Origin of the sequence: Desulfitobacterium dichloroeliminans LMG P-21439 (assembly GCF_000243135.2) — a bacterium.
Taxonomy (GTDB): Bacteria; Bacillota; Desulfitobacteriia; order Desulfitobacteriales; family Desulfitobacteriaceae; genus Desulfitobacterium; species Desulfitobacterium dichloroeliminans.
Genome location: NC_019903.1, coordinates 1,773,915 through 1,787,321 on the forward strand (window position 1 = coordinate 1,773,915; position 13,407 = coordinate 1,787,321).

The 13,407-nt window shown below is 52.7% G+C and carries 14 protein-coding genes; 13 read left to right on the forward strand and 1 reads right to left on the reverse strand.

The window, feature by feature from the left end; all coding sequences use genetic code 11:
* Positions 1-12: 12 nt before the first annotated feature.
* Positions 13-456, reverse strand: a complete 444-nt coding sequence (locus tag DESDI_RS08405; protein ID WP_015262202.1) for a hypothetical protein — start codon at positions 454-456, stop codon at positions 13-15.
* Between the two features lie 137 nt (positions 457-593).
* On the opposite strand from DESDI_RS08405, the gene DESDI_RS08410 reads away from it, so the two are divergent.
* From DESDI_RS08410 to DESDI_RS08460, 13 genes are all read left to right on the forward strand, one after another.
* Entirely contained in the window at positions 594-2,420 is a 1,827-nt protein-coding gene (locus DESDI_RS08410; protein WP_015262203.1) for a VirB4 family type IV secretion system protein, read from the forward strand.
* 18 nt (positions 2,421-2,438) lie between these two features.
* The gene (locus DESDI_RS08415; RefSeq protein ID WP_015262204.1) at positions 2,439-3,491 is read left to right on the forward strand and encodes an amidoligase family protein; all 1,053 of its coding nucleotides are present in this window, start codon (positions 2,439-2,441) and stop codon (positions 3,489-3,491) included.
* Positions 3,492-3,510: 19 nt separating this feature from the next.
* Positions 3,511-4,014, forward strand: coding sequence for a gamma-glutamylcyclotransferase family protein (locus DESDI_RS08420; protein WP_015262205.1), 504 nt, complete (start codon positions 3,511-3,513; stop codon positions 4,012-4,014).
* Between the two features lie 7 nt (positions 4,015-4,021).
* Positions 4,022-5,167: a hypothetical protein gene (locus tag DESDI_RS08425; RefSeq protein ID WP_015262206.1), complete on the forward strand. Its 1,146-nt coding sequence runs from the start codon at positions 4,022-4,024 to the stop codon at positions 5,165-5,167.
* Positions 5,168-5,172: 5 nt separating this feature from the next.
* Entirely contained in the window at positions 5,173-5,778 is a 606-nt protein-coding gene (locus DESDI_RS08430; protein ID WP_015262207.1) for a DUF6329 domain-containing protein, read from the forward strand.
* A 15-nt stretch (positions 5,779-5,793) separates the two neighbouring features.
* Positions 5,794-6,177, forward strand: coding sequence for a DUF6103 family protein (locus DESDI_RS08435; protein WP_015262208.1), 384 nt, complete (start codon positions 5,794-5,796; stop codon positions 6,175-6,177).
* Between the two features lie 34 nt (positions 6,178-6,211).
* Complete coding sequence (locus DESDI_RS08440) at positions 6,212-6,469, forward strand: DUF6103 family protein (protein ID WP_015262209.1); 258 nt, start codon at positions 6,212-6,214, stop codon at positions 6,467-6,469.
* 197 nt (positions 6,470-6,666) lie between these two features.
* Positions 6,667-6,822 (forward strand): hypothetical protein, encoded by a 156-nt coding sequence (locus DESDI_RS17890; RefSeq protein WP_156801129.1) that lies wholly within the window; start codon positions 6,667-6,669, stop codon positions 6,820-6,822.
* Positions 6,823-6,889: 67 nt separating this feature from the next.
* Positions 6,890-7,303, forward strand: a complete 414-nt coding sequence (locus DESDI_RS08445; RefSeq protein WP_015262210.1) for a hypothetical protein — start codon at positions 6,890-6,892, stop codon at positions 7,301-7,303.
* Between the two features lie 2 nt (positions 7,304-7,305).
* Positions 7,306-9,975, forward strand: coding sequence for a MobP3 family relaxase (gene mobP3, locus DESDI_RS08450; RefSeq protein ID WP_015262211.1), 2,670 nt, complete (start codon positions 7,306-7,308; stop codon positions 9,973-9,975).
* A gap of 15 nt (positions 9,976-9,990) precedes the next feature.
* Positions 9,991-10,122, forward strand: a complete 132-nt coding sequence (locus DESDI_RS18410; protein WP_282432554.1) for a hypothetical protein — start codon at positions 9,991-9,993, stop codon at positions 10,120-10,122.
* A 17-nt stretch (positions 10,123-10,139) separates the two neighbouring features.
* Positions 10,140-11,573 carry a DUF3991 domain-containing protein gene (locus tag DESDI_RS08455; RefSeq protein ID WP_015262212.1) on the forward strand — a complete coding sequence of 478 codons (1,434 nt, stop codon included), beginning with the start codon at positions 10,140-10,142 and terminating at the stop codon, positions 11,571-11,573.
* A gap of 13 nt (positions 11,574-11,586) precedes the next feature.
* The gene (locus tag DESDI_RS08460; RefSeq protein WP_015262213.1) at positions 11,587-13,407 is read left to right on the forward strand and encodes a VirD4-like conjugal transfer protein, CD1115 family; all 1,821 of its coding nucleotides are present in this window, start codon (positions 11,587-11,589) and stop codon (positions 13,405-13,407) included.

Sequence of the window (13,407 nt, forward strand, 5' to 3'; positions counted from 1 at the left end):
ATAAATTGGAATTTATCTGACTATACTGCTCATTATAATTTGATAATCATTCCATAATCGCGCATCCTGCATGATATCATAATTTTCATAGATTCGGTAGTCTTCGAGGTGTTTGTAAAAAGAATTTTCCTTTCCGACATATACTCCTTCAGCATATTTTGAAAAGAACTCAAATTGATTTATGGTAATATCAATAATTGTACCATCATCCATTACTAGCCACGCGTGATTCGTAGTGTTATTAGGGTTATTATCACGATATATGCCATTTCCCTGTTTCGTATTAATATCATATGTAGTAAATAGATAATACGCTAAAAGATCACATGAGTCATCGCAGCAACCACCTGGGAAATTACTCATTCTATCGCTACGATCAAACTTTCTATTATATTTTGCCTCCAATATTGCCGCACGAAAAGTTTCCGCAATATCATATATATCCTGATTTCTCATTTTTTCTCCAAATTCCTGTTTATCTCATTGACTAAAATAATACCATAATTATCTATCAAAGTGAACACACTGTTCAGCCCGTCACAGAAATGTGGCGGCTTTTTCATATCAAATAAAAGCCAGAAAGGAAGATAACCATGCCTCCAATAGTTAAGCTACTCTCGCCGCAGGAGGACGTTCGTGTTCAGGAATTCCTCGATATGATCGCTCCGGGCGTAATTAAATTTAACACTGACCACTTCATCTGCGGCAATACCTACCGCTCCGTGTGGGCGCTGCGGGAGTACCCGACCGCCACCGAGGAACAGGCTATACTACGGCACCTTGGAGAGAAAGACGGCGTAACCCTGCATATCTACACCCGGCATGTGACCCCTGTGGAGGAACGGAAAATCATCAGCAATGCCGCCAACAAGAACCGGATGCAGAGAAGCAGCACACAGGATCTCCAGCAGACTGTCACAGCCGAAAGCAATCTGCAGGATGTGGCAACCGTCGTGGCACAGATGCACCGGAGCAAGGAACCGCTCCTTCATGCGGCTGTATATATCGAATTGTCCTCCCATGATCCCGATCAGCTGAAGCTCCTGCAGACCGAGGTGCTGACTGAACTGGTGCGGAGCAAGCTCAACGTGGACAGACTCCTCCTTCGTCAGCAGCAGGGCTTTATTTCTGTCATGCCCTCCGGCTGGAATGTGTTTGGCGATCAGTTTGAACGGGTGCTGCCCGCAAGCTCTGTAGCTAATCTTTATCCCTTCAACTACAGCGGCAAGACGGACCCTAACGGCTTCTGCCTTGGTAGGGACAAATTCGGTAGCAATATCCTAGTAGATTTCAACCGGAGAGCCGACGATAAGACTAACGCCAACATCCTCATCCTCGGCAACAGCGGCCAGGGCAAGAGCTATCTGCTAAAGCTCATCCTGTGTAATCTCAGGGAATCCGGCATGAGGATCATCTGCCTTGACCCCGAAATGGAGTTCGAGGATCTCACAAACAACCTCGGCGGCTGCTTCATCGACCTAATGACCGGTGAGTACATCATCAATGTTCTGGAGCCAAAGACCTGGGATGAGGCTGGCGACCCGAAGGACGCCGAAGCACCCCAGGCGTTCCGTCAGACCAGCAAGCTCAGCCAGCACATCAGTTTTTTGAAAGACTTTTTCAGAGCGTACAAGGATTTTGATGACCGCCAGATCGACACCATCGAGATCATGCTGGGCAAGCTCTACGACAAATGGAGCATCTCAGACCGCAGTAATTTTGACAGGCTGAAGCATGACGATTACCCCATCCTGTCCGACCTGTATGAGCTGATTGAGTCGGAATACAAGACCTTTGACGAAAGCCGTCGCCAGCTTTATACGGCGGATACCCTGCGGGAAATCTGCCTCGGACTTCACTCCCTGTGCAAGGGTGCCGAGTCCAAGTTCTTTAACGGACATACCAATATCAAAAGCAACGAGTTCGTGACCTTCGGCGTCAAGGGACTCCTGCAGGCAAGCAAAAATTTAAGAAACGCTCTGCTGTTCAATGTGCTCTCCTATATGAGCAACGAGCTTCTCACCGCAGGCAATACCGCCGCCAGCATCGACGAGTTCTATCTGTTCCTCTCCAACCTGACTGCCGTGGAGTATGTTCGCAATTTTATGAAGCGCGTCAGGAAAAAGGAAAGCGCGGTGATCCTTTCCTCACAGAATCTGGAGGATTTCAATATCGAAGGCATCAGGGAGTATACCAAGCCGCTATTCTCCATCCCGACGCACCAGTTTCTATTCAATGCGGGTACGATTGACGCCAAATTCTATACCGATACCCTCCAACTGGAGCAGAGCGAATACAATCTCATCCGCTATCCGCAGAGGGGCGTATGCCTGTATAAGTGCGGCAACGAGAGATACAACCTCATGGTTCAGGCTCCGGAGCATAAGGCAGCGCTTTTCGGAAAGGCCGGTGGGCGATGAAGAAAGGAGTGACGAGGCATGGACATGAAGGAGCAGCGGTTCGGCATTGAGATTGAAATGACGGGGCTGACCCGCCAGTGTGCCGCACAGGTTCTATCGGAATACTTCGGGAAGTCAACCAACTTTGATGGGGGCTATTACGGAGAATATTCTGTGCTGGATGGTCAGAGCCGCCGGTGGAAGGTCATGAGTGACGGAAGCATAACCACAGAAAGAAAAGAAGGGCGGCGAGTCGTTTCGGTAGACAATACCTACAGCGTAGAGCTTGTAAGTCCCATCTGCCGCTACGAAGATATCGAAACCATACAGGAGCTTGTGCGCAAGCTGCGGGAGGCTGGGATGCTGGTGAATAATTCCTGTGGAATTCACATCCACCTGGACGCCTCGCCTCATAACGCCAACACTCTGCGAAACATCACCAACATCATGGCCTCCAAGGAGGATATGATCTATAAAGCCATGCAGGTGGAGGTGGCAAGAGAGCGGCAGTATTGCAAGAAGGTGGAGCAGAGCTTCCTCGACGAATTGAACCGCAAAAAGCCTAAAACGCTGGACGATGTCAGCCGCATCTGGTATCACGGCAATGACGGCCGCTGGGAACATTATCACGACAGCCGATACCACTGCCTGAACCTGCACAGCGTGTTCCAGAAAGGCACCATTGAGTTCCGGCTCTTTAACAGCACCTCTCATGCAGGTAAAATCAAGGCATATATTCAGCTCTGCCTCGCCATTTCCGCACAGGCTCTGAACCAGAGGTGTGCTAGCCGTCAGAAAACACACAGCACCAATGAAAAATATACTTTCCGCACCTGGCTTCTGCGGCTGGGGCTCATCGGCGACGAATACAAAACCGCCCGGCTGCATCTGCTGGAGCATCTGGACGGTTGTATCGCATGGAAGGACCCGGCACAGGCCGAGCAGCAAAAGCAGCGGTTAAGACAGAAAAAAGAAAAGGAGCTGGCGGAGGCCGCGCATGCTGCGGCGGAGCAGCAGGAGCAGACAAGCGAAAACGAGCAGGAACAGGCCGGGGCGATGGATGAAAGCCCCGGTCTTTCCATGTCAATGTAGCAAGGAGGAATGAAGAAAAATGAAAGCCGAAACTCTGTATATTGCCTACGGCAGCAACCTTAATCTACCGCAGATGTCGTTCCGCTGCCCAACAGCCAAGGTAGTCGGGACAAGCGAGATCAAGGATTATGAACTGTTGTTCCGGGGCGGATGGAAAAGCTCCGTCGCAACCGTGGAACCGCTCAAAGGCTCCAGCGTCCCTGTTCTTCTGTGGAAGCTGAAGGAACGCGACCTGCAGGCTCTCGACCGTTATGAAGGATATCCATCCTTCTACCGCAAGGAAATCCTTCCCGTGGAGCTGAAGAGCAAAACGATTCCCGCCATGGTTTACATCATGAACGACGGGCATCCCTTAGGATCGCCCTCGGATTATTACCTCGACACCATCATGGAAGGCTATCAGTCAGCGGGATTTGACACCGAATTTCTTGAGCAAGCCGTGGAGAAATCCATACAGCTGGCGAAAGAGCAACAGGAACGGGAGCCGGATCAGGGCACGCTGTTCGACATGAAGTGGTGGTGATGTGCTTATGGCAGATCCCGCAACCATTGCCATGGCGGTCAAAGCCGCCGTCGCCGTCGCCACCGACAAACGGACGTGGAAAACAATCGGAGTGGTCATCGCTTCTATCCTGACGCCATTCATTCTGCTCGTTGTAATGATCGCCAGCATCCTCTCAGCGGGTTCCGACCACAACAAAGCTGCTATCGACTTGTCGTTCAACGGTGGCAATATTCCCGCAACCATACCTGCCGAATACGTCTCGCATATCAGTGACATGAGCAGCTGCTTTACTGTTCTGGATGAAGCCATATCCGAGGTCGAAGTCCGGATGGAAGGCGGTGCTTTGGACAACATCCGCATCAAGTCCATTTTTTATTCTCTGAATTTCGGTGCTGAAAATCTGTCTCTGACCCAAGCCGAAGCTCGCGCCTTCGTCGATTGCTTCTTAGCCTATGAGGACGGTGCCACTGCTCCCATTAGCACGGAAACCGCATATGAAAAGTTATCCCTGGCAGGAATTACGGTAACCGGCGAGGTCAAGACCAACGCTCAGAAAATCTATGAGCGGATGGTGTTCGGCGGCGCGGAACTGTTCACCGGCGAGATTGAACACGGCGGTACAGGGAGTACAGTGCTGGATATCTCCTTGTTCACAGATCCGGCGACGAAGAACAATCTGGATCTGGCGGCCTATGCCGAACAAGCCTTTGATGCCGGATGGGGTTATGTCTGGGGTACATACGGCGATATCCTCACGGATTCGCTGTTCAGCTATAAGCTGGAGCAATACCCTGACGGTGTTGGTAACTATGAAGATTTCATACGAAGCAACTGGCTTGGCGGCAGGACGACGGACTGTGTCGGTCTGATCAAAGGATACGGCTGGCTTAACCCTGACACACTGGAAATAGAGTACGGAAGCAACGGTATGCCGGATATCGGCGCGGACAGTATGTATAAAAGTGCATCGGTTTCAGGCTCCATGGATACCATGCCCGATATCCCCGGTCTTGCTGTTTGGAAGTCGGGACACATCGGTATCTACATCGGAAACGGCAATGTCATCGAAGCCATGGGCACCAAATATGGCGTCGTTAAAACGAATTTAGCCGACCGTTCATGGTCGGCGTGGCTCGAAATCCCCTACATCAACTACAACACAGGAGAGTGAAAATCATGCTGAATCTGCAAGCAATTTTTACACGGAAGGCTGGCGATTACCCCACGTCGGACTGCGTAATCGAAAAAATCGTCGAGCTTCCCGAAAACGAATACAAGTATTTCAAGGAGGCCCCCCTCCGGGATATGTCCTTCATTGTCGAGAACACCGGCCTCATGTGCCGGGACGAAAACGGAATATATCACTGCCTGCTGGTGCTGGGCGAGGGTTGTTCGGACGGCGTCCTGATCGAAGCGGAGGGATACAACTACGCCAGATACTCCAGCTACATGCCCGGAGCGCGTGAATTTGTTAACACTCGCCTTAACAATCTGGCCGACCAAATCATAAAAGACGGCACTCAAAACACCTCAAGCGGGTCATGGATAATTTACTTTGATGAGCTACAAAAGCGTTATCATATCCCCATTTCACCCGACAACGGCGTCGGCTCCATGCTCCTGAAAATCCTCGAAACGAGGCCCGAGATGGCTGAGATCGAGCCGATGGAGGATGGCTTTGACATGATGTTTTATCTGGACTACTGCCCGAATCTTGACAAAAGTGAGATGCCGGAGCCGGAGCAAGAGCAGGAACCGCCTGCCATGCAGATGAAATTATAAAGGAGGAAAACGAAAATGAGTACAACCGAATTAAAGGTCCCCTTTCCCTCGGAGCGGCTGGACGCCCTCCGTTTTTTTATGGACAAGAAGCAGCAGACCGTGGAAAAGGAACTGCAGGATTACCTCGACAAGACCTACGAAAAGTTTGTGCCTCTTAATGTTCGAGAGTATGTCGAGAGCCGAATTGAACCGGAACAGAATCAAGAACAGACGGCGGAACCACAGCAGGATTCCGCGCCAGCAGAGAATCAGGTTTCCGCTTCGAGAGAGCGTCAGCCCCGTCAATCCCGCCGTCAGCATGAGCAATCCGTGCCTGAAGCTCTTCCCGCTCCGGAGGTTCAGACCGAGGCGCAGGAACCCGCCGAGGAAGAAAACCAAGGCATGACCATGAGCATGTAAGCACAAATATTTCATTAAAAGGAGAGATTTTTCTATGAAGAAAGCAACCATTCAGGTAAGCTATGACGCCGAAAAGCTCGGTGCCATTCGCCAGTACATGGCCAAAAAGGATACGGAGTTTCAGAGCGAGCTGGAGGATTTCATGCAGAAGCTGTATGAAAAGCACGTTCCCGCTCCCGTCAGGGACTACATTGAAAACCGTGAACCGGACGAGCCGGAAGCGACCAGACGCCCCTCCAGACCTGCAGCTCCAGCAAGGCCGCAAGGCCATCCCACGGGCGGCGGCGAATAACCGGACCGTGGCGCGAATGTCGCCACCCGTGTGCCCCTGTGTCGGCTTTTGGCGGCGGGGGTGGCATCGTAACACCCGTGAATAGGATAACGCCCCGTGTCGCGGCTTGGTGAAGGAGCTTGGGAAAGGACAAAACCATCCTCCGGACAAAGCTTCATAAAATGCCGATTTTGGGGTGAACCGAGGGGTCGAAAACCATGCGGGTTAAAGGAGCGGGGTCGCAGAGCTTCCCCGCTCCGACTCACATCGCCCCGCAATGCGGGTCGAAGGGCGATTTTCACTGGGGTCAGATTTTACCCCTTGGAGTCGGTTCCGGGGTTGTGGAACGAAAGCGACTCCGAATAACGCCGTAAATAAAGGATTTACATAGGAGCTACAACAGGGGTTGCGGCTCCTTTTATTACGATTGGAGGTAACAGCATGACAGAAGAAAACAAGCTCAAGAATAAATTTGCCTTATGGATCTATCCGGAAACCCGAAAGCTGGTGAAGGACTGGTACAAAAAAGACAACTGCCAGAGCCAGAGCGAATTTATTGAAAAGGCCATCAAGTTCTACACCGGATATATCTCGGCGGAGGAAGGCATGCGCTTCCTGCCGGCCGCCATCACCTCGGCCATGACCGGTATGATGGACAGCCTCGAAAACCGTATGGCGCGCCTCATCTTCAAGCTGGCGGTGGAGATGTCTATGATGATGAATGTCATAGCGTTTAATGCGGACTACAATCCCGCATCTCTTCACACACTGCGCGGCAAATGCGTCGAGGACGTGAAGAAGTCCATTGGTACTGTGACGTTTGAAGATGTCGCAAAATCTAAAGACAGGAAATAGCCATGCCGAGAATTGTCTTTAAATGCAGATACATTAAAAACGCCGCGGTACATCTTGAAAACCTTGTGGAATACGTCGCGACGCGGGATGGCGTGGAGATAATCTCTACCGCCTCCCGCGAACGCCTTGCTACAGAAAAACAGGAGCAGCTCATCGCGGATATCTTCGCTCAGTTTCCGGATACCACAGATTTATTTGAATACGAGGACTATATCAAGCAGCCGACCGTGGAGAACGCCTCGGAGTTTATCACCGCGGCGCTGGATCAGAATATGGATCATCTGTCGCATCAGGAAACCTATGTCAGCTACATTGCTACCCGTCCCCGTGCTGAAAAGCTGGGAGCACATGGGCTGTTCTCGGATACGGATGCTCCGCTGGTGCTGTCAAGGGTGATGACGGAGGTCGGTGAACACACCGGCAATGTGTGGACGCCCATCATATCTCTGCGGCGGGAGGACGCTGCCCGGCTGGGGTATGACAATGCCTCCGCGTGGATGGCGCTCATCCGCAAGCAGCGGAATATCTTCGCCGAGCAGATGAAGATCGTTCCGGAAAACCTGCGCTGGTACGCTGCCTTTCATAACGAAGGGCATCATCCGCATTGCCACATGCTGGTTTACTCGGTGAATCCCCGCGAGGGGTATGTCACCAAGCCGGCCATCGAAAAGATGCGGAGTGGCTTGGCAAGGGAAATCTTTCAGCAGGATCTTCTTCAGATATATTCAGGACAAACCGAACAGAGAAATACACTTGCCGAACAGAGCCGCGAAGCCCTGAAAGAAATCATCGGCAGGATGAACGGCGGTATGTGCGAGAGCGAAGCCATTGAGTCCCTGCTCTCTCATCTGGCGGAGCGTCAGAAGCATACCTCCGGCAAAAAGCAGTACGGCTATCTCAAGGCGCCTCTAAAAGCCGTCGTGGATCAGATCGTGGATGAGCTGGCAAAGGACACTCGGGTGGCCGAATCCTATGCAAAATGGCAAGAGCTTCGCAATGAAGTTTTGCGGACATATTTGGATAAGCTCCCCGCTCCCGTTCCGCTCTCACAGCAAAAGGAATTCAAGCACATAAAAAATATGGTGATCACGGAAGCTGTGAATATCGGCAATCACCATTTCACCTTCGAGGGCGACGATGCAACGGAGAGCTTACATGAAGCTTCTGATACCCCGCTGCCGGAGGATGAATACCAGATGGCCATGGATGAAGCTCCGGAGGGTGATGAAGATATACCTTCCTCTGCTCCGGAGAATTTATCACGTCCGGATTCCTACGAGGCTGAATCCGGCAGACCGCATATCAAATGGAGTACCCGCTACAAGGAAGCCCGTGTTTTTCTCTATGGCAGCGATGAACTGGAGCCTGACTTTGAGCAGGCTCTCTGTTTGTTCATGGAGGAAGCTGAAGCCGGTAACGCTCTCGCCATGCACGACCTCGGCAGGATGTACGCCGACGGGCTTGGCGTCGATATGGATGCCGATATCGCATTCAGCTGGTACGAAAAAGCGCTCTCCGCGTTCATGGACATCGAAGCAAACAGGAATAGCCGCTATGTGGAATACCGCATCGGCAAAATGCACGCGGCGGGACTTGGCACGGAGCGGGACTATGCGGAAGCGGCCGGATGGTTTGAAATGGCGGCTTCCCGAAATCACAAGTATGCCCAATATTCTCTCGCCGGTCTGTATTACCGGGGGCAAGGCGTGGAACAGGACTACGGAACAGCGTTCCGGCTCTATGGTAAATCCGCCGCCCAGCACGTTCCCTACGCCAATTACGAGCTGGCGAAAATGTACCGGGACGGTATCGGCACGGAGAAGGACGCCGAGGAAGCGGAACTAAATTTTGAGGAAGCCTTTTATGGCTTTCAGCGTCTGGAGGAACAAAGCCATGATGATAAGCTTCAATACCGCCTTGGGCAGATGCTCTATACCGGAACCGGAACGGATAAGGATGTGGAAGCGGCCATCGAGTACTTAGAAAAGGCTGCCCGCCTCGGCAACGTCCATGCGCAGTATATGCTGGGTAAGGTTTATCTCGACGAGGATGGCAGACACAGAAATCCGGAGAAGGCTGTCCTGTGGCTGACCAAGGCTGCGGATAACGGCAACGGCCTGGCTCAGTATGCCCTGGGCAAGCTCTACCGCGACGGCCTCTATGTGGAGAAAGACATAGCTAAAGCGGTGGAACTGTTCACGAAAGCGGCGGAACAGAACAATTCATTCGCTCAGTATCAGCTCGGCAAACTCTATCTGCTGGGACAGGATGTACCCAAGGATGTGGAAGCCGCCGTCAAATGGCTGACTTTGTCCGCGGAGCTGGGTAATCAGTATAGCCAGTACGCGCTCGGCAAGCTGTATCTCATGGGCAGGGGCGTTCCCCGCGACCGTGAAGCCGCCATGCACTGGCTCACACTGTCTGCGGCACAGGGCAACATCTATGCGCAGTTTTTCCTCGATCATCCGGACGCCTTCCGTGATCCTCCTCTCTTCCTGGCGGCGACAAGGCTCTTGCATCACTTAAGCCGGATCTTCCATGACGAGCAAAAAAGGTTTCTCGGCAGTCCCGGCATGCAAACCGACAGCAAGCTCCGGCGCAGGATACGCGAAAAGAAGATCGCCCAGGGTCACGCCCCGGACGATCACGAGCTCAGGCATACAACCTATTAGCAAAGGAGGATTTTCATGCAAAAGCCTCAACCAAAATATCTGCAGAGAAAAGAACAGCTCCCTGAAAAACTCAATCCGGTGTCACGCAGACCATCCGCTTATCGGCGGGTGGTTTTTTTTCGCCGGTGCGGTAAGCGCAAACGCTGACAAAGGAGGAATGCACATTGGCATACATTCATTTTACAGACGAACAGAAGCAGCAGGCCAACTCTGTCGACCTGGTAGATTTTCTCCAGCGTCAAGGAGAACAGCTTGTGCGCTCCGGCCGGGAGTGGCGCTGGAAGCGTCATGACAGTGTGACCGTGCGCGGCAATCAATGGTTCCGCCACTCCCGCAAGGAAGGCGGCCACGCCATTGACTTCATCCAGCAGTTCTATGATATGAGCTTTCCCGAAGCGGTAAATTATCTGCTCGGAGAGGACTGCGGCGTGGAGTGGAACCAGATGGTCAAGAGCGCGCCTGCTCCCCGTAAGGAATTCACTCTTCCGGAAGCCAATCATGATATGCGCCGGGTATTTGCATACTTGATCAAGCAGCGGTTCATCGACCGCGACGTGCTGTCCCGCTTCGCCCATGAAAAGCTGATCTATGAGGACAAGGAATATCACAACGCTGTATTTGTCGGGCTAGATGAAAACAGCATCCCCCGCCATGCTCACAAGCGCGGCACTAACACTCAGGGCGAACCCTATAAAGGAAACGTGGAGGGCAGCGATCCGAAATACAGCTTTCACCGAATCGGAGAGAGCGGCGACCTCCATGTGTTCGAGGCTCCGGTGGATATGCTCTCCTTCATCACACTGAACCGGAAGGACTGGCAGCGGCACAGCTTTGTCACACTGGACGGGGTGTCTGAACACGCTATGCTCCGTCAGCTGGAGTTGAATCCTCATCTGAAAAACATCATTCTGTGCCTAGACCATGACGAAGCAGGCATCGAAGCCATCGGACGCCTGAAGGACATTCTGACAGTAAAGGACTATGCGGATATCTCCGTAAAGCAATCGCGGTTCAAGGACTGGAATGAGGATCTCAAAGCCAATAACGGTGTCAGTCCCATCCCAGCGCAGGAGCATCCGAAATTGGAGCTTCTGTCGAAGGTCGCGGATGAACTGCACGATTTGTGCAAAGCACTTGCTACACATAAGGATATAGACTCTTTCCTTGCAGAGTGCGCCGAGGCGGTGGAGCCGCTCCTTGCCTCCGGCAAGACTGCGATGGAGAACGCGGACGCTGTTCGGGAATGCCTGCAGTGTATGGCGGCCGGTTCAATTATTGCCATGCAAAGTCAGCTCCGTCAGATGGAACAGCCGGTGAAGCTGGAGCAGCTCATCCAAAAGCTGCGGGACAGCTACCGCCCCCATGAGGACAGGGGCTGGCTTCGCACCAAGGCGGAACAACTGTGCCAGGATGCAACGGAAATATACCGCCAGCATCATGCGCCGGGCATCAGGACACTGGCGGATAAGGAAAAGCTCCTGTCCTCTTATCAGCGCCTTGCGCTGGACAGCGTCAAAACCATCATGTTTGTTGAGCAGGGACTGCCGTCGATGCTTCCGGCGCAGGAGCAGGCAGTAAATTTTTCTATGACCATGTAAAGGAGGGGTCGCATTGCAGACATCCCAAATCATAATCCTGACTGCAGCCGGATTGACCATGTTCGGTGTAATCGGTCTGCTGTCGCTCATAGCGCATTATTATACCTTGAACGGCATCAAGTCCAAAACAGTTGGCGACGGCCAGCACGGCACAGCTCGCTGGGCAACCAAGCGGGAGATCAAAAAGACATATACCGAGGTTCCATACGAGCCTGAAAAATGGCGGAAGGGCGAAAGCCTCCCGAAAGCGCAGGGTCTCATCGTCGGTTGGAGGAAAGCGTCGCTGTTTGACGATACCGCTCCCCACGGGTACGCGCTGGTGGACGATGATGATATCCACTGCCTGATGATCGGCGCGGCCGGCGTCGGCAAGACCGCAAACTTCCTCTATCCAAATCTGGAATACGCCTGTGCCTGCGGCATGAGTTGGCTCTGTACCGACACCAAGGGCGACCTCTACCGCAATTATGCTGGGATCGCCAAGGACAGTTATGGCTATGAGGTGGCGGTCATCGATCTGAGAAACCCCACCCGCTCGGATGGAAACAACCTGCTCCATCTGGTCAACAGGTATATGGACGCTTATCTGAAAAACCCTCAGAACCTGGCATACAAGGCCAGAGCGGAGAAATATGCCAAGATCACCGCAAAGACCATCATATCCTCCGGAGGCTTCGATACGGCGATGGCGGGACAAAACGCTTTCTTCTACGACGCAGCGGAAGGTCTGCTGACCTCCGTGATTCTGCTCATCGCCGAATACTGTGAGCCGAAGCAGCGGCACATTGTGTCGGTATTCAAGCTCATACAGGATCTGCTGGCGCCCAGCGGTGTCAAGGGCAGGACTTTGTTCCAGCTGCTCCTTGCACATCTGCCGGACGACCATAAGACCAAGTGGTTTGCGGGGGCGGCGCTTAACTCGGCGGAGCAGGCCATGCAGAGCGTCCTCTCAACCGCGCTCTCCCGGCTCAACGCTTTTCTGGATTCCGAGCTGGAGCAGATACTATGCTTTGACACGGCAATTGACGCGGAAAGGTTCTGTACCAAAAAAAGCGCCATCTTCCTCGTTATGCCGGAGGAAGATAACACAAAATATTTCATCATCAGCCTGATTGTCCAGCAGCTCTACCGCGAGATCCTGTCGGTGGCCGACGAGTATGGCGGTAAGCTCCCCAACCGCGTAATGATGTTCCTCGACGAGATCGGGACCATCCCGAAAATCGAGTCGGCTGAGATGATGTTCAGTGCCTCGCGCTCGCGTCGGGTGTCAATAGTAGCGATTATCCAGAGCTTTGCGCAGCTGGAGAAAAACTATGGCAGAGAGGGCTCCGCCATCATCATCGACAACTGCCAGGACACGGTGTTCGGCGGCTTTGCCCCTAACAGCGAGTCGGCGCAGATTTTATCGAAAGCCATGGGAAGTAAGACGGTCATGAGCGGCTCGGTCAGTCGCGGTAAAAACGATCCGTCGCAAAGTCTGCAGATGATCGAGCGGCCGCTGATGACTCCAGATGAGCTTAAATCCATGCCCAAAGGCCGCTTTATCGTTACCAAGACCGGCGCATACCCGATGCGCACTCGATTAAAGCTGTTCAAGGAATGGGGCATCACCTTCGGCAAGTCGTATGAGATCGCCGAGCAATCTGCCAGAGAGGTAGAGTATGCCGACAGGCGCCAGGTGGAGGAAGAAATCATCCGGCGCCATTCCGCCTGTTTGGAGGTGCCGGAGGAAGCTGAAACAGAAGCGGCTGCGTCGGGCGGCCCGGTGCATACGCCAACGCAAACAATAACCTTTGAACAATTCGTACAACCACAGGGACCTGAAAGGAAGTGA